21 protein-coding genes are annotated in these 22,715 nt (G+C 68.3%); 15 read left to right on the top strand and 6 right to left on the bottom strand.

Annotated elements, in window-relative coordinates:
• The first annotated feature begins 1 nt into the window (after position 1).
• The 3 genes from KK7_RS0106795 to KK7_RS0106785 are packed head-to-tail and all read left to right on the top strand — an operon-like array spanning position 2 to position 1,951.
• Positions 2 to 361 carry a YraN family protein gene (locus tag KK7_RS0106795; protein WP_010543889.1) on the top strand — a complete coding sequence of 120 codons (360 nt, stop codon included), beginning with the start codon at positions 2 to 4 and terminating at the stop codon, positions 359 to 361.
• Between the two features lie 30 nt (positions 362 to 391).
• Positions 392 to 1,348 (top strand): glutathione synthase, encoded by a 957-nt coding sequence (gene gshB / locus KK7_RS0106790; RefSeq protein WP_010543888.1) that lies wholly within the window; start codon positions 392 to 394, stop codon positions 1,346 to 1,348.
• A gap of 15 nt (positions 1,349 to 1,363) precedes the next feature.
• Positions 1,364 to 1,951 (top strand): DedA family protein, encoded by a 588-nt coding sequence (locus KK7_RS0106785; protein WP_010543887.1) that lies wholly within the window; start codon positions 1,364 to 1,366, stop codon positions 1,949 to 1,951.
• A 104-nt stretch (positions 1,952 to 2,055) separates the two neighbouring features.
• Here KK7_RS0106785 and KK7_RS0106780 read toward each other — a convergent pair whose 3' ends face one another.
• The 4 genes from KK7_RS0106780 to KK7_RS0106765 all read right to left on the bottom strand — a co-directional run bounded on the left by KK7_RS0106780 (position 2,056) and on the right by KK7_RS0106765 (position 4,738).
• Complete coding sequence (locus KK7_RS0106780) at positions 2,056 to 2,949, bottom strand: tyrosine recombinase XerC (RefSeq protein WP_010543886.1); 894 nt, start codon at positions 2,947 to 2,949, stop codon at positions 2,056 to 2,058.
• 164 nt (positions 2,950 to 3,113) lie between these two features.
• On the bottom strand, positions 3,114 to 3,767 hold the full coding sequence (fsa, locus tag KK7_RS0106775) for a fructose-6-phosphate aldolase (RefSeq protein ID WP_010543885.1): 654 nt from the start codon (positions 3,765 to 3,767) through the stop codon (positions 3,114 to 3,116).
• Between the two features lie 36 nt (positions 3,768 to 3,803).
• Positions 3,804 to 4,220, bottom strand: coding sequence for a hypothetical protein (locus KK7_RS0106770; RefSeq protein ID WP_010543884.1), 417 nt, complete (start codon positions 4,218 to 4,220; stop codon positions 3,804 to 3,806).
• 65 nt (positions 4,221 to 4,285) lie between these two features.
• Entirely contained in the window at positions 4,286 to 4,738 is a 453-nt protein-coding gene (locus KK7_RS0106765) for a hypothetical protein (RefSeq protein ID WP_010543883.1), read from the bottom strand.
• A 77-nt stretch (positions 4,739 to 4,815) separates the two neighbouring features.
• Here KK7_RS0106765 and KK7_RS0106760 point away from each other — a divergent pair, with 77 nt between their 5' ends.
• The 3 genes from KK7_RS0106760 to KK7_RS0106750 all read left to right on the top strand — a co-directional run bounded on the left by KK7_RS0106760 (position 4,816) and on the right by KK7_RS0106750 (position 10,190).
• Complete coding sequence (locus KK7_RS0106760) at positions 4,816 to 6,981, top strand: primosomal protein N' (protein WP_010543882.1); 2,166 nt, start codon at positions 4,816 to 4,818, stop codon at positions 6,979 to 6,981.
• A gap of 87 nt (positions 6,982 to 7,068) precedes the next feature.
• On the top strand, positions 7,069 to 8,580 hold the full coding sequence (locus KK7_RS0106755; protein WP_010543881.1) for a hypothetical protein: 1,512 nt from the start codon (positions 7,069 to 7,071) through the stop codon (positions 8,578 to 8,580).
• 59 nt (positions 8,581 to 8,639) lie between these two features.
• Positions 8,640 to 10,190 carry a S1C family serine protease gene (locus KK7_RS0106750; RefSeq protein WP_193377998.1) on the top strand — a complete coding sequence of 517 codons (1,551 nt, stop codon included), beginning with the start codon at positions 8,640 to 8,642 and terminating at the stop codon, positions 10,188 to 10,190.
• Between the two features lies 1 nt (position 10,191).
• On the opposite strand, the gene ada is transcribed toward KK7_RS0106750, so the two are convergent.
• A complete protein-coding gene (gene ada, locus KK7_RS0106745) occupies positions 10,192 to 11,235 on the bottom strand; it encodes a bifunctional DNA-binding transcriptional regulator/O6-methylguanine-DNA methyltransferase Ada (protein ID WP_010543879.1) in 1,044 nt (347 codons plus the stop codon).
• Positions 11,236 to 11,372: 137 nt separating this feature from the next.
• Here ada and KK7_RS0106740 point away from each other — a divergent pair, with 137 nt between their 5' ends.
• From KK7_RS0106740 to KK7_RS22510, 3 genes are all read left to right on the top strand, one after another.
• Entirely contained in the window at positions 11,373 to 12,623 is a 1,251-nt protein-coding gene (locus KK7_RS0106740) for an MFS transporter (protein ID WP_010543878.1), read from the top strand.
• The gene (locus KK7_RS0106735) at positions 12,620 to 14,251 is read left to right on the top strand and encodes a glycoside hydrolase family 43 protein (RefSeq protein ID WP_010543877.1); all 1,632 of its coding nucleotides are present in this window, start codon (positions 12,620 to 12,622) and stop codon (positions 14,249 to 14,251) included. Before KK7_RS0106740 ends, KK7_RS0106735 begins: the two co-directional genes overlap by 4 nt.
• Before the next feature lie 83 nt (positions 14,252 to 14,334).
• The gene (locus KK7_RS22510) at positions 14,335 to 14,733 is read left to right on the top strand and encodes a surface-adhesin E family protein (protein WP_138983926.1); all 399 of its coding nucleotides are present in this window, start codon (positions 14,335 to 14,337) and stop codon (positions 14,731 to 14,733) included.
• 67 nt (positions 14,734 to 14,800) lie between these two features.
• Here the strand turns inward: KK7_RS22510 and KK7_RS20250 are convergent, their stop codons facing one another.
• Positions 14,801 to 15,178 carry a PilZ domain-containing protein gene (locus KK7_RS20250; RefSeq protein ID WP_010543876.1) on the bottom strand — a complete coding sequence of 126 codons (378 nt, stop codon included), beginning with the start codon at positions 15,176 to 15,178 and terminating at the stop codon, positions 14,801 to 14,803.
• A 294-nt stretch (positions 15,179 to 15,472) separates the two neighbouring features.
• Between KK7_RS20250 and KK7_RS0106725 the strand changes: the two genes are divergently transcribed.
• The 6 genes from KK7_RS0106725 (at position 15,473) to atpD (ending at position 22,686) form a co-directional block, all read left to right on the top strand.
• On the top strand, positions 15,473 to 16,972 hold the full coding sequence (locus KK7_RS0106725; RefSeq protein WP_010543875.1) for a DEAD/DEAH box helicase: 1,500 nt from the start codon (positions 15,473 to 15,475) through the stop codon (positions 16,970 to 16,972).
• A 281-nt stretch (positions 16,973 to 17,253) separates the two neighbouring features.
• Positions 17,254 to 17,964, top strand: coding sequence for a PEPxxWA-CTERM sorting domain-containing protein (locus KK7_RS23355; RefSeq protein WP_010543874.1), 711 nt, complete (start codon positions 17,254 to 17,256; stop codon positions 17,962 to 17,964).
• Between the two features lie 236 nt (positions 17,965 to 18,200).
• Complete coding sequence (locus KK7_RS0106715) at positions 18,201 to 18,755, top strand: F0F1 ATP synthase subunit delta (protein WP_010543873.1); 555 nt, start codon at positions 18,201 to 18,203, stop codon at positions 18,753 to 18,755.
• An 11-nt stretch (positions 18,756 to 18,766) separates the two neighbouring features.
• Positions 18,767 to 20,296, top strand: coding sequence for a F0F1 ATP synthase subunit alpha (gene atpA, locus KK7_RS0106710; RefSeq protein WP_010543872.1), 1,530 nt, complete (start codon positions 18,767 to 18,769; stop codon positions 20,294 to 20,296).
• Positions 20,297 to 20,310: 14 nt separating this feature from the next.
• Positions 20,311 to 21,186, top strand: coding sequence for a F0F1 ATP synthase subunit gamma (locus KK7_RS0106705; RefSeq protein ID WP_010543871.1), 876 nt, complete (start codon positions 20,311 to 20,313; stop codon positions 21,184 to 21,186).
• Positions 21,187 to 21,213: 27 nt separating this feature from the next.
• Entirely contained in the window at positions 21,214 to 22,686 is a 1,473-nt protein-coding gene (gene atpD / locus KK7_RS0106700) for a F0F1 ATP synthase subunit beta (RefSeq protein WP_010543870.1), read from the top strand.
• Positions 22,687 to 22,715: the final 29 nt, after the last annotated feature.

The following is a 22,715-nucleotide window of genomic DNA, read 5'->3' as shown; positions in this document are numbered from 1 at the left end:
GATGAAAAGCCCCAAGCGCCAGGCCGCCGAAGCCCGGGGCCGCGACGGCGAGCGCCGCGCGGCCTGGTGGCTGTGGCTGCGCGGCTGGCGGATCCTCGACCAGCGGGTGCGCACGGCGGCGGGCGAGGTCGATATCGTCGCGCGGCGCGGCAATCTGGTGGCCTTTGTCGAGGTGAAGACGCGCAAATCCGCCGCCGAGCTCGATTACGCGATCGACGAACGCCGCCTCGCGCGCGTCGCGGCGGCCGCCGAACTGCTGATGCCGCGCTATGCGGGGCCGGGCGACGATATCCGTGTCGACGTGATCCTCATTGCCCCGCGCGCACTGCCTCGCCATATCGAGAACGCCTGGATCGGGTGAGTTGGCCCGGCAAGACACCTAGGAGGCAGAATGTCGCTCACCGTCGCCGTGCAGATGGACCCCCTCGATTCGATCAACATCGCAGGCGATTCGACCTTCGCGCTGATGCTCTCCGCCCAGGCGCGCGGCCACCGGCTGTTCCACTATGCGCCGGAGGACCTGAACTACAGCGCCGGCCGCGTCTGGACCAAGGCGCATCCGGTGACGGTGCAGCGGGTAGAGGGCAACCATTTCACCTTCGGTGATCCGGTGAAGCTCGATCTCGGCGACGAAGCCGATGTGGTGCTGATGCGGCAGGACCCGCCCTTCGACCTCGGCTATATCACCGCGACCCACCTGCTCGAGCGCATCGCCGACCGCACCCTGGTGGTGAACGATCCCGCCCAGGTCCGCAACGCGCCCGAGAAGGTGTGGGTGCTCGATTTCGCGCAGTTCATGCCGCCGACTCTCGTCACCCGCTCGGTCGACGAGGCCAAGGCGTTCCTCGCCGAGCATGGCGAGATCGTCGTCAAGCCGCTGCACGGCAATGGCGGCAAGGCGATCTTCAAGATCGGTCGCGACGGCGCCAACCTCTCCTCGCTGATCGAGGTGTTCAACACCGCCTATCGCGAGCCGCACATGGTGCAGGCCTTCCTTCCGGACATCGCCAAGGGCGACAAGCGCATCGTGCTGGTCGACGGCGCGGTGGCGGGCGCGATCAACCGGCTGCCGGGGGAAGGCGAGATCCGCTCCAACCTCGCGGTCGGCGGCTCGGCGGCGAAGACCGAACTGACCGAGCGGGAGAAGGAAATCTGCGCGGTGCTCGGGCCGGAACTCAGGAAGCGCGGGCTCCTTTTCGTCGGTATCGACGTTATCGGCGGGCAATGGCTCACCGAAATCAACGTCACCTCGCCCACGGGCATCGTCGCGATCGACCGGTTCAACGGCACCGACACGGCGGGCCTGATATGGGATGCGATCGAGGCCCGCGTGGCGGCGCGCGGCTGATCCGGGTCTAGGGCGATGGCGACGCTGCTCGGCTGGGGCTATTGGGGCATCTTCCTCCTCATGGTGCTGGAGAATGTGGTGCCCCCGGTACCCTCCGAAGCGATTATGGGCATGGCGGGCATCGGCGCCGCGCGCGGACATTTCGATCCTGCGCTGCTGGTTCTGGTCGGCACGCTCGGCACGGTGCTCGGCAATCTCTTCTGGTGGGAGATCGGCCGGCGTCTCGGCTACGAGCGGCTCCGGCCCTTCATCGCGCGCTGGGGCCGCTGGCTGACCGTGGAGTGGCACGATGTCGAGCGGTTCAAGGGCTATTTCGATCGCTGGGGCGGCCCGACGATCTTCGTGTTCCGCTTCATGCCGTTCGGTCGCACCATCATCTCGGTGCCCGCCGGGCTGATGCACATGTCGTTCTGGCGCTTCTGCCTGTACACGGCGGCCGGCAGTGCGCTGTGGAATGCGGCGCTGGTCGGCGTGGGCTATGGCCTGGGCGCGGCGGTGGCGGAGATCGACCGGTTCGTGACGCCGGTGATCGTCATCGGCGTGATCGCGATGCTGGTCTTCTATCTGTGGCGCGTGCTGACCTGGAAGCCGCGCCAGGCGTAAGCAGCGATCCGGCCGCGAGCGGCAGCCGGCTTCGACCATCGCAATCCCGGCGAAGGATGCAGTTTCCGTCGCGTCCTTCGCCGGGATCACGGGTGGGTTGGCGATTACGCCCGCGGATGCGCCGCGCGGTACACGTCCAGCAGATGCGCCGCATCCACCGCCGTATACACCTGGGTCGAGCTGAGGCTCGCATGGCCCAGCAGTTCCTGCAGCGCGCGCAGGTCCGCGCCCCGGCCGAGCAGGTGCGTCGCAAAGCTGTGCCGGAGCGCGTGCGGCGTGGTGCGATCGGACAGGCCGAGGCTGGTCCTCGCCGAGCGCACGGCCTTGCGGATCGCGCCGGGCGGGAGCGGCCCGCCCTTGGCGCCGCGGAACAGCGGCAGATCGCGCCCGGTGCCCCAGGGACAGGCATCGACATAGGCTTCGATCGCGGCGCGGACCTCAGGCAGCAGCGGCACGTCGCGGGTCTTGTCGCGCTTGCCGGTGACACGAAGGGTGGCACCCAGCGGCAGTACCGCGCCGGTGAGCGCCACCGCCTCGCCGATGCGCAGGCCCGCGCCGTAGAGCAGCAGCAATACCGCCCAGTCGCGCGCGGCGATCCAGGGCTCGCTCGCCTCGTCCGATGCCCATTCGGCGAGCGCCACCGCCTCGTGCGGCGCGATCGGGCGCGGCAGGCCCCGCTTGATCTTGGGGCCGCGCAGCCTCGGCAGCTGGGCATCCTCGCCACCGGCGAACTTCAGAAAGGCGCGAACCGCGGAGAGCTCGCGCGCGGCGGACGTGTTGGACAGGCCCTGGTCGCGGCGATGGGCGAGATAGGCGCGCAGGTCGGCGGCGCTGACCCGCACGAGCGCGCCCTCGTCGACGGGACCGCCCCAATGCCCTTGCAGAAAGCCGAGCAGCCGAAGCGCGGTCGCCTCATAGGCGCGGATGGTATGCGCGGAACGCCGGCGGTCGCGCCCGAGATGCTCTGCGAAGCGGCGTGGCAGCGGGAGATCGGTCATCGCAGCAAATGACTCTTGGAGAGCGCCCTGCCCGTGCCACCTGCGCTCCCCTCCCGCGTGGGGGAGGGGGCGGGAGAGGGGAAGATTCGAGCCCGTGGCATATCCATCTCCACACCATCCCCTAGCCCCTCCCGCGGGCGGGAGGGGGACATGAAGGACAGGCCTCAGGCGATCGTCTGGCCGGTCTTGGCCCAATCGGCCATGAACGCCTCGATCCCCTTGTCGGTCAGCGGGTGCTTGACGAGCTGCTTGATGACCGAGGGCGGCGCGGTCATCACATCGGCACCGATCTTGGCAGCCTGCAGCACGTGCACCGGATGACGAACGCTCGCGACCAGGATCTCGGTCGCGAAATCGTAATTGTCGTAGATCAGACGAATGTCTTCGATCAGGTCCATGCCGTCGAAGCCGATATCATCGTGCCGGCCGACAAAAGGCGAGATGAAGGTCGCACCCGCCTTGGCCGCCAACAGCGCCTGGTTGGCCGAGAAACAGAGCGTGACGTTGGTCATCGTCCCGTCGTCGGTCAGTGCCTTGCACGCCTTGAGGCCGTCGATGGTCAGCGGCAGCTTGACCGTGACGTTGTCCGCGATTTTGCGAACGATTTCCGCCTCGCGCATCATGCCTTCGTAATCGAGCGCGACGACCTCGGCCGACACCGGGCCCTCGACGATCGCGCAGATCTCCGCCACCACTTCGAGGAAGTTGCGGCCCGACTTGGCGATCAGCGACGGATTGGTGGTGACGCCGTCGAGCAGACCCGCGTCCGCGAGGTCGCGAATGTCGTCGATGATGGCAGTGTCGGCAAAGAACTTCATGGCAGCGGAACCTTCCGGTAGGATTTCGCCGTCCGCCTAGCCGACGCGGGCCCTCCGGGCAAACCCCCTTGCGCGCGCGCCATAGACCAGCATCAGCTTGACCTGCGGCGCTTGCAGCTTGCCCATCGTCACGCGGTAGGTGCCGGGTTGCAGCTGGTAATAAACGATCTTCTCGATCTTCGCGCAGGCGACGCCGGGGCCGCGCAACGCCACGCGCAGCGGCTTGCCCGTCCCGCGCGCCACATCGATCCAGCCCGGCTGGTCGGCGGCGATGCCGAACGTCCCGGCCTTGCGAATCGTGACCCGTGTTTCCGCTGCGCCGTTCCTCGCCACCACCAGCGTAGCATGGCGGGTATCGAGCCCGCCGGCGGTATGCTCCCAGCCCGACAGATTCCGCGGAAGATCGGTGCACGGCGGCACCGTCAGCATCAGTCCAGCAGCCAAAATCAGCATCGCAGACTCCCCTGTCCAGCGAGTCGCCGTTCTATATTCGTTCCACCTTCGTCACAAGTGGAATGTTACTGGGCCACCAGCATCAACTTGGCCTTGTCCTGCCGGAGCCCGCTCGCAAATGCCCGATATGTCCCCGCCGCCAGCTGAAAGCGCACGATCTTGCGGATCGTGGAACAATCCGGGCCGTGGCCGTGGGCGACCGATGCGAGCGCCGCGCCGCCTTCCGCCCCCGGCAGCACGTCGATCCAGCCGGGCTGGTCGAGGGCGATGCCATAGGTGCCGGCGCGAACAACGCGGAACTCGAGGCTCGCCACCCGCCCCGACCGGGTGCGGGCGGGCAGACCCTTCAGCGTCGCGCCGTCCACCGTATCCAGCGATACCGCCCTGTCGGTGGCGAGTGTGTCCCCGGGGGTGGTCCAGCCGGCCAGCGCGGCGGGCAGGCTGGCGTCCGGCGCCTTACAGGCGGTGGTCGCCTGGGCAGGCACGGTCTGGGCGAGCAGCAGGGCGAGCATGAGCATCGGCGGATCTCCTCGGGCGACGAACCGGCAATAAGAGATTCCCGTTCCGCTGAGAATGCCCATATGAGGGGCCGATCATGGCCCGCGCGCGCATTCTCGTCCTCCATCCGGCTCTGGGGCCGCTCGACTATCGCGTGCCGCCGGGCATGGAGGTCGCGCCCGGCAGCATCGTGATCGTGCCGATCGGCCCGCGCCAGTTCGCCGGCGTCGTCTGGGAAGCCGAGCGCCTGCCGACCGAGGAGATCGGCGACAATCGGCTGCGCGCGATCCTCGCCGTGGCAGACGCGCCCCCGATTCCCGCGCCGGTGCGCCGGTTGGTCGAGTGGACGGCGGACTATTATCTCGCGCCCGCTTCGGCGGTGCTGGCGATGGCGCTGCGCACTTCGGCGGCGTTCGAGGCGGCGCCGACGATCACCGAATATCGCGCAACCGGCCAGCTGCCCGATCGCCTCACCCCGCAACGCGCCCAGGCGCTGGAGCGGATCGGCGAGCGCCAGGGGCTGGTCCGCGAACTCGCCGCCATTGCCGAGGTCTCCGACGCGGTGATCCGCGGACTGGTGAAGGCGGGCGCGATCGAGGCGGTAACGGTCGACACGCAGGCACCCTATCCGCTGCCCGACCCGGCCTTCGCGCCGCCGCACCTGAATCCTGCCCAGGCGGCGGTGGCAAGCGCGCTGCACACGGCGGTGGACGAAGCCGCCTTCCAGCCCTTCCTGCTCGACGGCGTCACCGGATCGGGCAAGACCGAGACCTATTTCGAGGCCGTCGCCGCCGCGCTGGAAGCCGGCAAGCAGACGCTGGTGCTGCTCCCCGAGATCGCGCTGACCGAACCCTTCCTCACCCGCTTCGCCGGCCGCTTCGGCTGCGAGCCGGTCGCCTGGCATTCGGGCCTGCGCAGCTCCGAGCGCCGCCGCGCCTGGCGGGCGATCGCCAGCGGCGAGGCGATGGTGACGGTGGGCGCGCGCTCGGCCTTGTTCCTGCCCTATCCCAAGCTCGGCCTGATCGTGGTCGACGAGGCGCACGAGACCAGCTTCAAGCAGGAAGACGGCGTGCACTATCACGCCCGCGACGTGGCGGTGATGCGCGGCATGTTCGAGCGCTGCCCGGTCGTCCTCGCCTCCGCCACGCCGGCGATCGAGACGCGGCACCAGGTGGAGATGGGCCGCTATGCCGAACTGAAGCTCCCCGGTCGCTACGGCGCCGCCGAACTGCCGAAGATCGAGCCGATCGACCTGATCCGCGAACCGCCCGAGCGCGGCCGCTGGCTGGCGCCCCGGCTGGTCGCGGCGATCGACGAGACGCTCAAGCGCGGGGAACAGTCGCTGCTGTTCCTGAACCGGCGCGGCTATGCGCCGCTCACCCTGTGCCGCCACTGTGGCCACCGCTTCCAGTGCCCGAACTGCACCGCGTGGATGGTCGAGCACCGGCTGCTCCACCGCCTGTCCTGCCACCATTGCGGCCACACCATGCCGACGCCGAGCATGTGCCCCGAGTGCAAGTCCGACGACACGCTGGTCGCATGCGGCCCCGGCGTCGAGCGCATCGCCGACGAGGTGGCGGCGCTGTGGCCCGAGGCGCGCACCGCGATCGTCACCTCGGACACGCTCTGGTCCCCGGCCAAGGCGGCCGAGTTCGTGTCGCGGATGGAGCATGGCGCGATCGACATCGTCGTCGGCACCCAGCTCGTCACCAAGGGCTATCACTTCCCCAACCTCACGCTGGTCGGCGTGGTCGATGCCGATCTCGGGCTCGACGGCGGCGACCTGCGCGCGTCCGAACGCACCTTCCAGCAGATCATGCAGGTGTCGGGACGGGCCGGGCGCGGCGAGAAGCCGGGCACGGTGTTCCTCCAGACCCATGCGCCGGAGGCACGGGTGATGCAGGCGCTGGTTTCGGGTGACGCCGAGGCCTTTTACGCCGCCGAGACCGAGGCGCGCCGCGAAGCCGATGCCCCACCCTTCGGCCGCTATGCCGCGATCATCGTTTCCTCCGAGGACAAGGCGGCGGCGGAGGAAACCGCGCGGATGATCGGGCGATCGGCACCCGACACGGCGGAGATGCACGTCTATGGCCCCGCCCCCGCCCCGCTCGCCATGCTGCGCGGACGGCACCGCTTTCGCCTGCTCGTCCACGCCAAGCGCGGCTTCGCGGTGCAGGACGCGATCCGCGACTGGCTGGGGGCGCTGAGCTGGAGTGCAAGGGTGCGGGTGGCGGTGGATGTGGATCCCTACAGCTTCGTCTGATTCCGCGCAGAATCGCGTTTTCGCGCACGCCGTTCGGCGATAGTGTTCGCATTCGGGGCGCCAATGTCGGTCCCCGGGGGAGGCGTGATGAAGGGGCTAACGGTGCTGGCGCTGTTGTTGGCCAGCCTGATCAGCACGCCCGCTGTTGCCGACTGGCGGGTGGCGGAGACGCGCCATTTCGTCGTCTATGGCGAAACCGCCGAGCCGGTGCTGCGCCGCTATGCCGAACGGCTGGAGAAATTCGACAAGGCGCTGCGGCTGGCACGCGGCGTGCCGGACGTGCCGCCGGGCAAGGCAGGGCGGCTGACCGTGTTCCTGCTCAACTCGCAGGATCGGGTGGCGGCGCTCGCCCGCAACGCGAACATCGCGGGCTTCTACATCCCCCGCGCCGGCGCCTCGGTGGCGTTCGTGCCCGAGGACCTGGCGGACGGCGGGCGGACCGCGCTGAGCCCGCAACAGGTGCTCCAGCACGAATATGCCCACCACTTCATGTTCACTACCTGGCCCAACGCCGCCTTTCCCAGCTGGGTGGCCGAAGGCTGGGCGGAGTTCCACGCCACCGCCAGCTTCGATCGCGCGGGCACCATCCAGTTCGGCGCCGCGCCCGCCTATCGCGCCTATGGCCTGCTGACCGGCACGCCGCTGCCGATCCAGACCATCCTCGCCGGTGCGGCAGGCAAGCTGCGACCGGACCAGACCGACGCGCTGTACGGGCGCGGCTGGGCGCTGGTCCATTATCTGACCTTCGAACCCAGCCGGAAGGGGCAGCTCGGCGCCTATCTCGACGCGATCAGCCGCGAGCGCAAAACGCCCGAGGCGGCGGCCTCGGTGTTCGGCGATCTCGGCACGCTCAACCGGGAGCTGGAGCGCTTCCTCGGCAAGCCGCGGATCAGCGGCTTCCGCATCGCGGCCGACCAACTGGCGATCCCCCCGGTGGCGATCCGGGTGCTGGGGCCGGCCGAAGCGGCGATCCTCCCGGTGATCGTCCGTTCGCAGGCCGGCGTGAACGCACGCACCGCGCCCGAGATACTGGCCGAGGCGCGCAAGGTCGCCGCCCGCTTTCCCGACCATGCCGGCGTGCAGCGGGCGCTGGCGGAGGCGGCCTATGACGCGGGCGAGTACGCCGCGGCGCTGGCCGCCGCCGACCGGGCGATCGCGCTCGATCCCGGCCTGGTCGAGGCGCACTGCTACCGGGCGATGGCGCTGATGGCGATCGCGCAGGCGGCGAACGACCGCAAGCCCGAGAGCTGGGCCGAGATCCGCCGCACCATCGGCCGCGCCAACCGCCTGGACACCGAGGATCCCCGGCCGCTGATCCTGTTCTTCAACAGCTATGCCGCGCTCGGCCAGATGCCGCCCCCGATCGCACGGGAGGGGTTGCTCCACGCCTATGAACTGGCGCCGCAGGACCGCGGCTTGCGGATGCAGACGGCGACGATGCTGCTGGCCGACGGCAAGCCGGCACAGGCACGATCCCTCCTGCTGGCGCTCACCTATGATCCGCACGCCTCGGGAATCGGCGCCGCCGCCTCGACGCTGATCGACACGATCGACGCGCGGAAGAACGGCGCGGGCCCAGCGCCGGGACCGGCGAAATAGCCGCGCCGGTGCCCCGCCGCGGCTTGAACCGCCGCCGCTTTTCGCCGAAAGCGCCGCGCATGGCTACAACCGGGGTGTTTCCGCGCATGCGGCAGATGATCATGCTGGTGGCGTTCCTGCTCGCCTGGAGTTCGCCCGCGCGGGCGGACGACATCTCGGCAGCGGGGCGCGGCGTGGTGCGGATCGTCACCATCGCGGTGGCCGACGACGAGGTGGTCGGCTTCGGCCATGGCAGCGGCTTCGCGGTGGCGCCCAACCGCGTCGTCACCAACGCCCATGTCGTCGAGCTCGCCTCGCGCTATCCCGGCAACGTGGTGATCGGCGTCGTGCCGTCCGAAGGCAGCAAGTCGTTCCAGGGCAAGCTGATCGCGATCGACACCAAGCGCGACCTGGCACTGATCGAATTCACCGGCGCCAAGCTGCCGCCGCTCGCGCTGTTCAGCGGCACCGCCACCGATGGCGAGACGCTGATCGCGCTCGGCTATCCCGGCAATGTCGACATCGCCACGGCGCGCTCGGCGGCGGATTTCATCACACCCCAGTCGCCGGTGCGCTCGCAAGGGGGCTTTGCCGGCACGCGCACGCTGGAGGGCATTTCGGTGCTGCTCCACACCGCCAACATCGCCCGCGGCAATTCGGGCGGGCCGCTGCTCGACGCGTGCGGGCGGGTACTCGGCGTCAATTCGGCGATCACCAACAGCGAGGAAGGCGACGCGACCTTCGCCTTCGCCATTTCGGACAGCGAGCTGACCGGCTTCCTCACCCAGGCCAAGCAGCCCTTCGTACAGATCGCGGCGCCGTGCATCAGCGTCGAGCAGCGCATGGCGCTCGACAAGGCGGACGAGGAGAAGGACCGCGCCGACGCCGCGAGCCGGACGGCGCAGGCCGAATCGGCGGCGGCCCGCGCCCGCGAGGCGGCGATCGACAGGGCGCGCGCCGCGAACGAATCGACCCGCGAGACCTATATGGCGGGCGCGGCCGTGCTGCTGGTGTTCGGCGCGCTGGCGCTGGGCGCGGCGGGGCTGCTGCTCTCGCGCGACCAGCAGCGACCGGGCATCTGGGCCGCGGTAGGCGGCGGGGCGCTGCTGCTCGGCGCGGTCGCGCTGTTCGTGCTGCGGCCGAGCTTCGACGAAGCCAGCATCGCGGCGCCCGGCACCGGCAACGAAACCGCCGAGGCGAAGCTACCGGCCGATGCGGCGCAGGGACCGCTGCTCTGCACCCTTCAGCCGGAGCGGAGCCGGATCACGGTGTCGGCGGGCGAGCCGGTGCGGGTGAATGTGGGGCCGGACGGCTGCGTCGACGGCGGCACCCAATATGCCGAATCGGGCCGGCGCTGGCAGCGCGTACTGGTTCCCACCGACGAGCAGACGGTGACGGTACGCGAATTCGATCCCGATGCCGCGACGCTGACCGACACCCGCTATTTCCTCTCCGCCGCGGACATGCAGAAGGTGCGCGACGTGAAGGCGCCGGTGCCGGTGACCCAATGCACCGCCGACCAGGCCAAGCGCGCCAGCCTCGCCAGCCTGCAGCAGCTGATGCGGGCAAGCCTGCCGCCGGCCTATAACGAGAAGCTGGTCTACCGGTGCGCGCCCGCACCGGGGCAATAAGCTACTTCCGCTCGCGCACGCCTTCGCGCGCCCGCAGCGCCCGCTTGCGCGCCAGTCCATAGGCATAGCCGCCCATGCTGCCGTCGCCGCGCTGCGCGCGGTGGCAGGGGATGGCGAGTGCGACCGGATTGGCGCCGCACGCCGTGCCCGCCGCACGCACCGCGCCGGGATTGCCTGCCATCGCCGCGAGTTGGGCATAGCTGCGGGTCTCGCCCGCGGGAATCGTTCGCAGCGCCTGCCACACCGCCTCCTGAAAGGCGGTGCCCTGCACGTCGAGCGGCAGATCGCGCTGGCGCTTGGGGTCCTCGACCAGCGCCACCACCTCCGCCGCAAGCGCCGCGAACGCCGCGTCGCCGGGCACCACCGTCGCTGCGGGGAAGCGGCGGGCGAGCATGGCGGCATCCTCGTCGAAGGCGATGCGGCATAGGCCCCTGGGCGTTGCGGCGATCAGCAGCGGGCCGAGACTGGTCGCCGCGATCGTCCAGCGGATCGTGACGCCTGCACCGCCCGCCCGCCACGCGCTCGGCGCCATGCCGAGCCGGGCGCCCGCCTCGGCATAGAAGCGGCTGGGCGCCGAATAGCCTGCCGCGTAGATCGCCTGGGTCACGCTATCCTCCGCATTCAGCGCCGCAGCCGCGCGCCGGGCACGCAGGCCGCGCGCATACGCCGCCGGGGTCACGCCGGTCGCCCGCTTGAACAGCCGGTTGAAATGGTGCGGCGCATAGCCGACCGCCGCCGCCAGCGCCTCCAGTCCGATCGTCTCTTCCGCCGCGTCCAGCAGCGCTGTCGCCCGTGCTACCGCCGTCGCATCGCGCGCGGCATCATCCGGCTTGCAGCGCAGGCAGGCACGAAAGCCCGATGCGGCGGCCTGTTCGCCCCGCTCGAAGAAGCGGACATGCTCCGGGCGGGGGCGCCGTGCAGGGCAGCTGGGCTTGCAGTAGATGCCGGTTGTCGTCACCGCGACGACGAAGCGTCCGTCCTGCGCCCGATCACGCGCAACGAAGGCGGTCCAGCGGGGATCATCCGGGGCAGCGGCATCGGTCATGATGCTTGCTATACGCGCCGATGTGCGGCCACACATCCTGGGACGTGCGATCAAATCCGTCTACCACCTTGCGGCCGGCCGACTTTGCTGGCAACGTTAACGTTAACAGGCGTAGTGGCGCGCGAAAGGGAGAGGGAATGGCCTTCTGGCACCGCACGGGCGCGCTGCGCTGGTGGATCATCGGCATCGTCATGCTGGGCACGATGCTCAACTATCTGACGCGGAGCACGCTGGCGGTCGCCGCGCCGAGCTTCATGGCCGATCTCCATATCGACGAGCGCCAATATTCCTACATCACCGCAGCCTTCCAGGGCGGCATCATGCTGCAGCCGGTGGTCGGCTATATCCTCGACGTGGTCGGCCTGCGCTCGGGCCTGGCGCTGTTCGCCGCCGGCTGGGGTCTGCTGAGCATGGCGCACGGCCTTGCCTTCAGCTGGCAATGGCTGTTCGCGCTGCGGGGCATGCTGGGCTTTGCCGAGGGCACATCGCACACAGGCGGGCTGAAGGTCGTCTCCGAATGGTTTCCGGCGCGCGAACGCGGATTCGCGGGCGGAATCTATAATCTCGGTGCCTCGGCGGGCGCGGCACTGGCCGCACCGCTGGTCGCGGGATCGATCGCCTTGTGGAACTGGCGCGCGGCCTTCGTCGTCACCGGCGTGCTGGCGCTCCTCTGGGCGCTGCTGTGGCTCGCCAACTACCGCTCGCCGCAAGCCCATCCCGGCATTTCGGCGCGCGAGCGCGACCTGATTCTCAGCGGCCAGGAGCCCCATATCCAGGACCGCGGCGAGCGCCCCTCGCTCGTCCGGCTGCTCACCCAGCAAAACTTCTGGGGCATCGCGCTACCCCGCTTCCTCGCCGACCCGACCTGGGGCACGCTCACCTTCTGGATGCCGCTCTATCTGGTGAAGGTGCGCGGCTTCAATCTTGGCGAGATCGCGGTCTCCGCCTTTCTGCCCTTCATCGCGGCCGACCTCGGCTGCATGTTCGGGCCTGCGCTGGCGCTGTTCCTCCAGCGGCGCGGCATCAGCCTGATCAACGCACGGCGCTGGACCTTCACCTTCGGCGCCGTGCTGATGACCGGCATGGTGTTCGTCGCCAGCGTCGAGAGCGCTTGGGCGGCGGTCGCGCTGCTCTGCCTTGGCGGCTTCGCGCACCAGACCCTGTCGGTCACCGTCATCACCATGGCCAGCGACCTGTTCCCGCGCAGCGAGCTCGGCACCGTCGCCGGCTTGGCGGGCACCTTCGCCAATGGCAGCATCCTGATCTTCTCGCTGCTGATCGGCGGGCTGGTCGCCTCGCTCGGCTATGGCCCCTTCTTCGTCGCGCTCGGGCTGCTCGACCTGCTCGCCGCGCTGCTTCTCTGGACCCTCGTCAAGGCGCCCCGATGATCCGAAACCCGATCCTCCCCGGCTTCAACCCCGATCCGTCGATCTGCCGCGTCGGCGACGATTACTACATTGCCACCTCGACCTTCGAGTGGTTCCCCGGCGTGCAGATCCACCACAGCCGCGATCTCGCCAACTGGACGCTGGTGGCGCGACCGCTCGTCCGCGCCGCGCAGCTCGACATGCGCGGCGATCCGGACAGCTGCGGGGTGTGGGCGCCATGCCTCACCCATGACGGCGAGCGGTTCTTCCTCTGCTACACCGATGTGAAGCGCTATGGCCGCACTACGGTGGGCGGCGCCTCGGGCGCGTCGCTGCGCGACTTTCACAACTATCTCGTGACCTGCGAGACGATCGACGGCGACTGGTCCGATCCGGTCCACCTCAATTCGAGCGGGTTCGACCCTTCGATGTTCCACGACGAGGATGGCAGGAAATGGGTGGTCAACCAGCTGTGGGACCACCGCCCGGGGCGCAACCGCTTCGCCGGGATCGTGCTGCAGGAATATGACCCGATCGCAGGCATGCTGGTGGGGGCACGCACCAACATCTTTCCCGGCACCGCGCTGGGGCTGACCGAGGCACCGCACCTCTATCGCCGGGGGGACTATTACTATCTGATCACCGCCGAGGGCGGCACCGGCTGGAACCACGCCGTCACCATGGCCCGGTCGCGCCACATCACCGGCCCGTACGAGTTGCACCCGGACACCCATATCCTCTCCAGCCGCACCCGGCCGGACGCGGTGCTGGCGCGCGCCGGCCATGCCGATCTCGTCCACACGCCCGAGGGAGAGCCCTGGCTCGCCTATCTGTGCGGCCGTCCGCTGCCCGGTCGCGGGCGCTGCGTGCTGGGACGCGAGACCGCAATCCAGCCGATGCGCTGGGGCGAGGACGGCTGGCTGTACACCCGCAACGGCCTCGGGCTGCCGGAACTGGACATGCAGGCGCTGCCCGGCCCGGCCTCGCCTGCGCGCGCGACCGAGGAACGGCACGACTTCGACTTGACGATGCTGCCGATCGACCTGCAATGGCTGCGCACCCCCGAGTCATCCCGAATCTTCAGCCTCACCGCCCGGCCCGGTCATCTGCGACTGTTCGGGCGCGAGACGATCGGCAGCGTCTTCACCCAGGCGCTGGTCGCGCGGCGGCAACAGGCCTTCTGCTACTCCGCCAGCTGCGCGCTCGACTTCGAGCCAAAGGACTTCCAGCAGGCGGCGGGGCTGGTCGCCTATTACAGCGGCACCAAGTTCCACTATCTCCATGTCAGCCACGACGAGGACGTGGGCCGCCATCTCCGCGTGATGACCGCCCTGCCCGATGCGCCCCAAGGCGACGCGTTCACCACGCCGGTCCCGCTGCCGGCAGGTCCGGTCGAGCTGCGCTGCGAGGTGGATTACGAGCGGCTGCGCTTCGGCTGGCGCATGATGGGCAGCGAGGCCTGGCACTGGCTCCCCGACCTGTTCGACGCCTCGATCCTCTCCGACGAGGCAAGCGCCCCCGGCCTGCCCAACTTCACCGGCGCGTTCATCGGCATGGCCTGCCAGGACATGGGCGGCACGGGCACGCCGGCGGATTTCGACTGGTTTGAATATCGGGAGCGGGAGTATGTGGCGGATCCGACGGGCTAAAGGCATAGGCACGTCACCCATAGCCGAATCTGGTGGAAAGCGGTAATTAGCGTTGTTATTTCCCCGCTAGGGGGGGGGCGTCGATGCTACTGTTTTGGTTGTCTGCTGTGAGTCCGGTGCCGCAAGAGGCTCAACCGAACTGGCGTGCCTTGGGCCAGAGCAAGGATGGAACATCCTTCTTCGTGGATGATTCCACGATCATCTCAAAGTCGGATGGAGTGGCAGAAGTTTGGACGCGGCGCGACAATTTGCCCGGCAGTAAATACGCTCGCGAAAAGATCCTCATTTCATTCAACTGCCACGAGCGGACCAGCAAATACATTGCAGCGATCAGTTATCTGGCTAGCGGATCCATCGGCAATGACAGATACAAGCCGGAAAAGCGATACTTGCCCGTCATCCCCAACTCAATCGACTGGGTGACAATGGAGCATGTCTGCAAATTGATGAAACCTACCCCTGACGCAGCACCGGCTTTGTAGGAATTTCCACAACTGGGGCGGGAGCTGCCGCGCGACACTGCCTACCGAACTATGCTGAGCAGACGCCCTACTCCCCCTCGCGCAACATGCTCGCCCGCCGCAGCCGCGCCTCCAGATCCTCCACCATGCGCTCCCGGCTCCGAAACGCATGCTGCAGGTCGCGCTGGCTGAGCGGCATCAGGAATTCGCAGCCGTGGCGGGTTTCCTCGCGCCACACCACCCGCGCCTCGCGCGCGCCCGCGCCCGACAGGCCGATCCAGATCAGCGTGCCGGGCGCCAGCGCGACCTCGGCCTTGAACAGAAAGCCGGTGCGCGAGAAATTCTCGACCACCGCATCGAACGGCCGCCCGTCCATGCCGCGCACCGTGGTTTCGCTCTGCACGAGGAAGCGCACTGCGCCGCGCGCGTCCATGCTGCCCCATACTTCCAGCCTCGCGACGAGCACCAGCGCCTTTCCCTTGCCCCAAGATGCACGAATCTACAGCCATCGAAGTTAACGGACGACCAACATGCCGGCGCTTCTTGACGCGCCGCAGCATCGCTGCCATATGCGCCCTCACGACGAGGCATTTACATGCAGCGTGATCGGCGGCGCGTGCCCTATCCAGGGAAAAGCGCCGCTCGGCTCTGCCTCGTCCTTACCGGCTTCCCAAATCACGCGGGGCGTCACTTGTTGACCCCGCCTACGCACGCGCCCTTCGAAGACGGCCGTGCGCCGGCCCATTTGTAAGGGTTTTCCATGTTGTTCAAAGACCTCGGCCTTTCCGAGACTGTCCTTGCTGCGCTTTCGGCGAAGGGCTACAATGAAGCTACGCCGATCCAGGCGCAGTCGATCCCCGCGCTGCTCGAAGGCCGCGACCTGCTCGGCATCGCCCAGACCGGCACCGGCAAGACCGCCGCGTTCATGCTCCCCTCGATCGACCGCCTCGTCGCCAGCGGCAAGCGCGCCCAGCCGCGCGGCTGCCGCATGCTCGTCCTCGCGCCGACCCGCGAGCTCGCCGCGCAGATCGCCGACAATGCCAAGCATTATGCCAGCGGCACCGGCCTGCGCATCGCCACCGTGTTCGGCGGCACCTCGGTCCACAAGAACAAGACCGATCTGGCGCGCGGCGTCGACATCCTGGTCGCCACGCCGGGCCGCCTCGTCGACCTGCTCGACCAGTGCTACATGATCCTGCTCGGCATCGAGATCCTGGTGCTCGACGAAGCCGACCAGATGCTCGACCTCGGCTTCATCCATGCGCTGCGCCGCATCGTGAAGGAGCTGCCGGCCAAGCGCCAGTCGCTGTTCTTCTCGGCGACCATGCCCAAGACGATCCGCGAGCTGGCCAGCCAGTTCATCCACAATCCGGTCGAAGTGAAGGTGACCCCGGTCGCCACCACGGCGGAGCGCGTCGAGCAGTTCGTCACCTATGTGAACCAGACCGAGAAGCAGGCGCTGCTGACGATGCAGTTGCGCAATCTCGAGATCGATCGCGCGCTGATCTTCACCCGCACCAAGCATGGTGCCGACCGCGTCGTGCGGCTGCTCGCCGGCAACGGCATCGCCGCGAACGCGATCCACGGCAACAAGAGCCAGCCGCAGCGCGAGCGGGCACTGGGCGAGTTCCGCTCGGGCAAGGTCAAGCTGATGGTGGCGACCGACATCGCCGCGCGCGGCATCGACGTGTCGGGGGTGAGCCATGTGTTCAACTTCGAGCTGCCCAACGTGCCGGAGCAATATGTCCACCGCATCGGCCGCACCGCGCGCGCCGGCGCCGACGGCATCGCGATCAGCTACTGCGCCGATGACGAGCGTCCGTACCTGAAGGACATCGAGCGGCTGACCCGCCAGAAGCTCACCGTGCAGCCGCTGCCGGAGAATTTCATGGCCGAGGCCGACAAGATCAAGTCGACCCGCTCGCCGATGCCGGCGAGCCGCGACGAGCAGAACGGCCGCAACGGCCGCGCGATGCAGCATGCCCAGGGTCGTCGTGGCGACGGCCAGCCGGCGCGCGGCGGTCGCGGTGGTCCGCGCAGCGATGCGCCGCGCGGTGGCGAGCAGCGCCGGGCCGAGGGCGGTCCGCGTAGCGACCAGCCGCGTCGCCAGGACGGTGCCGGCCATGCCGGCGCAGGTGCTGGCGCGGGTCGCGGCCCGGGCGCGCCGAAGCGCAAGTTCAACGCGCGCCCGGCCGGCAGCAGCCAGGGCCGCCCCGGCGGGAATCGCGGCCAGGGCGGCGGCGCAGGGCGCGCGCGCTGAGCGATCGGCCGCGGGGCTTGTCCGCGCGGCCCTTTCTAGCGATCGTCATCCCCGCGCAGGCGGGGATCCATTGGTGGGAACGTATCGGCGCTTGCTGTGTCGTCCTGGCAAATGGATCCCCGCCTTCGCGGGGATGACGGCTTCCGGGCGTTGGTGATGCCTTCCCGTCCCAACCCGGCACGGCTGTGCCAAAGCCGGTCATTCACCAATTTCAATAATCTAGCGGCCGTCCAACCCGCGCGGTAGCGCTCGGCCCACTCAACGGGTGGGAACAGACGACGATGCGCACTGCACTGATGGCCGCCGCTCTGGCGCTGGGCGCCGTGATGCCCGCCGCCGCACACGCCAGCGTGGTGATCACCGGCATCGACGACGATCCCGGCTATCTCAAGGGCGACCTGATGGTCTACACGCCCGCCGGCTTCCAGGGCACCGACCCGGGCATGAGCCGCTTCCGTTTCACGGGTACCGAGAACGGCAAGGCCGTCGAGTTCCTGACCTACTGCGTCGCTGCGCTAACGGCACTGGATACCGGCACCTTCGAGCGCGCGAATATCTCCGTGCTGCTTGGCGATACCACTCGCCAGCAACAACTGCTGACGCTGCTCACCCACTCCGATCTCCTGCTGGGCAAGGAAACCGACCTGCTCGCCCGCAAGACCATCTCCGCCGCCACCCAGCTGGCGGTGTGGGAGATCATGGAGGAGCATGGCGGCAGCTACGACACCACCAGCGGCCAATTCTACACCATGGGCGGCAACAGCGACGATGCCCGCGCGCTCGCCAACAGCTATCTTACCCAGATCACCACGGGCGGCTGGACAGCGGTTGCCGGGCACAAGCTCCAGCTGCTCTTCTCCAAGGACCGGCAGAGCCAGGTCTTCCTGAGCGCGGTACCCGAACCGGCCAGCTGGGCAACGATGATCGGCGGCTTTGCACTGGTCGGCGGCATGCTGCGTCGCCGACGGTCCGCCGCCTATCGACTCGCCTGAGCGCGCCAGCGACTCGCAACATCGGGGCAGGCGATCCCCTCGCCCGCCCTTTTTCCTGCGCCCGTCACAACATGTCGAAGCACGAAGATGAAATGGGCGTGTGACGTTTCGGCGACTCGGGTTGCATCCCTTCAACCGCGATGCTAGCAGCCCGGCAACCCATCGGGGGCGCAGTATGCGTCGCCCCCCTTTTGTGCATGGGGTCACTTCCGACCCTCCGAGAGGAAACGAATCGCGTGGAGAATTCCGGCGGTATTCAGGCCAGCCTAAGCGGACGCTACGCAACCGCGCTGTTCGAGCTGGCACGTGACGCCAAGGCCATCGAGGCCGTCGAAGCCAGCCTTGCGACCGTGCGGGCGGCGCTCGACGAATCGCCCGAGTTCAAGGCGCTGACCACCAGTCCGCTGATCGGCCGCAAGGACGCCGGCAAGGCCGTGGCCGCCGCAGCGGGTGCGATGGCACTGGATGCGACGACGACCAAGTTCCTCGGCGTGCTCGCCGAGAACCGTCGTCTGGCGCAGCTGCCGGCGATCATCCGCACCTTCCGCGCGCTGGCCACCAGTCATCGCGGCGAGACGACCGCGGAAGTGACCTCGGCACACCCGCTTGACGCCGAACAGGTCGACGCGCTCAAGCAGCAGCTCCGCACCCGTATCGGCCGCGAGGTCTCGGTCGACCTGTCGGTAGACCCCTCGCTGCTCGGCGGCCTGGTCGTGAAGATCGGCAGCCAGATGATCGATTCGTCGATCAAGACCCGACTGAACTCCCTCGCGCACGCGATGAAAGGCTAAGGCTGAAGAAGATGGATATCCGCGCCGCAGAAATCTCGAAGGTCATCAAGGACCAGATCGCCAATTTCGGCACCGACGCCCAGGTGTCGGAAATCGGCCAGGTGCTGTCGGTCGGCGACGGCATCGCGCGCATCCACGGGCTGGACAATGTCCAGGCCGGTGAGATGGTCGAATTCGCCAATGGCGTGCAGGGCATGGCGCTCAACCTCGAAGCCGACAATGTCGGCGTCGTGATCTTCGGCTCGGACGCCCAGATCAAGGAAGGCGACACCGTCAAGCGCACCGGCACGATCGTGGACGTCCCCGTCGGCAAGGGCCTGCTCGGCCGCGTCGTCGACGGTCTCGGCAACCCGATCGACGGCAAGGGCCCGATCGAATATACCGAGCGCCGCCGCGTCGAAGTGAAGGCACCGGGCATCATCCCGCGCAAGTCGGTGCACGAGCCGGTGCAGACCGGCCTCAAGGCGATCGACGCCCTGGTGCCGATCGGCCGTGGCCAGCGCGAGCTGATCATCGGCGACCGCCAGACCGGCAAGACCGCCGTCGCGATCGACACCTTCATCAACCAGAAGGGCCCGAACGCGTCGGACGACGACCAGAAGAAGCTCTTCTGCATCTACGTCGCGATTGGCCAGAAGCGCTCGACCGTGGCGCAGATCGTCCGCCAGCTCGAAGAGAATGGCGCGATGGAATATTCGATCGTGGTCGCCGCGACCGCGTCGGAGCCCGCGCCGCTGCAGTTCCTCGCACCGTACACCGGCTGCGCGATGGGCGAGTATTTCCGCGACAACGGCATGCACGCCGTGATCGTGTATGACGATCTTTCGAAGCAGGCCGTCGCCTATCGTCAGATGTCGCTGCTGCTCCGCCGTCCGCCGGGCCGCGAAGCCTATCCGGGCGACGTGTTCTATCTCCACAGCCGCCTGCTCGAGCGCGCCGCGAAGATGAACGACGCCAACGGCTCGGGCTCGCTGACCGCGCTGCCGATCATCGAGACCCAGGCGGGCGACGTGTCGGCCTATATCCCGACCAACGTGATCTCGATCACCGACGGCCAGATCTTCCTCGAGACCAACCTGTTCTACCAGGGCATCCGTCCGGCCATCAACGTCGGCCTCTCGGTGTCCCGCGTGGGTTCGTCGGCGCAGACCAAGGCGATGAAGAAGGTGTCGGGCTCGATCAAGCTCGAGCTGGCGCAGTATCGCGAAATGGCCGCGTTCGCGCAGTTCGGTTCGGACCTCGATGCCTCGACCCAGAAGCTGCTCAACCGCGGTGCGCGCCTGACCGAGCTGCTCAAGCAGCCGCAGTTCAGCCCGCTGCCGTTCGAAGAGCAGACCATCTCGATCTTCGCCGGCACCAACGGCTATCTCGATGCCGTCGCCGTCAAGGACGTGGTCCGCTTCGAAGCTGCGATGCTCGCGCACTTCCGTTCGCAGCATGCCGCGGTGCTGGACGAGATCCGCACCACCAAGGCGTTCGAGAACGGCACGCGAGACAAGGTGAAGGCCGTCCTCGACGCCTTCGCCAAGACCTTCGCCTAAGGAACGTCAGCCGGATGGCCAACCTCAAGGAACTCAAGGGCCGGATCGCCTCGGTCAAGTCGACCCAGAAGATCACCAAGGCCAAGCAGATGGTCGCGGCGGCGAAGCTGCGGAAGGCGCAAGCCGCCGCGGAAGCCGCGCGCCCCTATGCCCAGCGCCTCGAGGGCGTGGTCGCCAGCCTGGCGAGCAAGGTGGGGGCGAGCGACAGCGCGCCCCGTCTGCTCGCCGGCACCGGCAAGGCGGACACGCACCTGCTGCTCGTCGCAAATGGCGACAAGGGCCTGTCGGGTGCGTTCAACGCCAACATCGTCAAGGCGGCGATCCTCAAGGCGCGCGCGCTGATCGCCGAGGGCAAGACGGTGAAGTTCTACCTCGTCGGCCGCAAGGGCCGCGCGGTGATCGCCCGTACCTTCCCCGGCATGATCGTCGCCCAGTTCGACACGACCGCGGTGCGCACCCCGGGCTTCGACGAGGCCCGCGCGATCGCCAAAGACGTGACCGACCGCTTCTTCGCGGGCGAGTTCGACGTGGCGACGCTGTTCTATTCGCACTTCCGCTCGGCGCTGGCCCAGGTGCCGACCGAGCAGCAGCTGATCCCGGTTTCGGTCCCCGCGACCACCGAGGCCAGCTCGGGCGCGGCGGTGGAATATGAGCCGGACGAAGAGACGATCCTCGCCGATCTGCTGCCGCGCAACCTGACGGTGCAGCTGTTCAAGGCGCTGCTCGAGAACCAGGCCAGCGAGCAGGGCGCGTCGATGACCGCGATGGACAACGCGACGCGCAATGCCGGCGACCTGATCAACCGGCTGACGATCCAGTATAACCGTTCCCGCCAGGCCGCGATCACGACCGAACTGGTGGAAATCATTTCGGGCGCCGAAGCGCTCTAAAAGCTGCACGAAGCAAGGAAAGCAACAATGGCAACCGCCGCTGTAGACACCCCCCCGACCACGGGCACCAACAATGTCGGCCGCATCAGCCAGGTGATCGGCGCGGTCGTCGACGTGACGTTCGAGAACAACCTGCCCGCGATCCTTTCGGCACTGGTGACCGAGAATAACGGCCAGCGCCTCGTGCTCGAAGTCGCGCAGCATCTGGGCGAGAACACCGTCCGCACGATCGCGATGGACGCCACCGAGGGCCTGACCCGCGGCCAGACCGTCACCGACACCGGCAACCAGATCCAGGTGCCCGTCGGCCCGGCAACGCTCGGCCGCATCCTCAACGTCGTCGGCGAGCCGATCGACGAGCGCGGCCCGGTCGGCACCGACCTGCGCGCGCCGATCCACGCCGAGGCCCCGCTGTTCGTCGACCAGTCGACCGACAGCGCCATCCTCGTCACCGGCATCAAGGTGATCGACCTGCTCGCGCCCTATGCGAAGGGCGGCAAGATCGGCCTGTTCGGCGGCGCCGGCGTGGGCAAGACCGTGCTCATCCAGGAACTGATCAACAACATCGCGAAGGGCCATGGCGGCACCTCGGTGTTCGCGGGCGTCGGCGAGCGTACCCGTGAGGGCAACGATCTCTATCACGAGTTCCTCGACGCCGGCGTTATCGCCAAGGACGCCGACGGCAACGCCATCTCGGAAGGTTCGAAGGTCGCCCTCGTTTATGGCCAGATGAACGAGCCGCCGGGCGCCCGCGCCCGCGTCGCGCTCTCGGGCCTGACGATCGCCGAATATTTCCGCGACGTCGAAGGCCAGGACGTGCTGTTCTTCGTCGACAACATCTTCCGCTTCACCCAGGCGGGCGCGGAAGTGTCGGCACTGCTCGGCCGTATTCCGTCGGCCGTGGGCTATCAGCCGACCCTGTCGACCGACATGGGCGCGCTGCAGGAGCGCATCACCTCCACCAACAAGGGGTCGATCACCTCGGTGCAGGCCGTGTACGTGCCCGCCGACGATCTTACCGATCCGGCACCGGCCACGTCGTTCGCCCACCTGGACGCGACGACCGTGCTCAACCGCGCGATCTCCGAGCTGGGCATCTACCCGGCCGTGGATCCGCTCGACTCGACCAGCCGCGTGCTCGAGCCGCGCGTCGTCGGCCAGGAGCATTACGAGACGGCGCGTGCGGTGCAGGCCATTCTGCAGAAGTACAAGTCGCTGCAGGACATCATCGCGATCCTGGGCATGGACGAGCTTTCCGAAGAGGATAAGCTGACCGTCGCCCGCGCCCGCAAGATCCAGCGCTTCCTCAGCCAGCCCTTCCACGTCGCCGAAGTGTTCACCGGCATTCCGGGCGCCTTCGTGCAGCTGGAAGACACGGTGCGCTCGTTCAAGGCGGTGGTCGACGGTGAATATGACCACCTGCCGGAAGCGGCCTTCTACATGGTCGGCGGCATCGACGACGCGATCGCCAAGGCCAAGAAGCTCGCCGACGAGGCGTAAGCTACTACTAGCCCCTCCCCTTCAGGGGA

It is taken from the genome of Sphingomonas elodea ATCC 31461, assembly GCF_000226955.1.
In the GTDB taxonomy this organism is placed as follows: Bacteria; Pseudomonadota; Alphaproteobacteria; order Sphingomonadales; family Sphingomonadaceae; genus Sphingomonas; species Sphingomonas elodea.
This window is presented reverse-complemented; position numbering and strand designations above follow the sequence as displayed.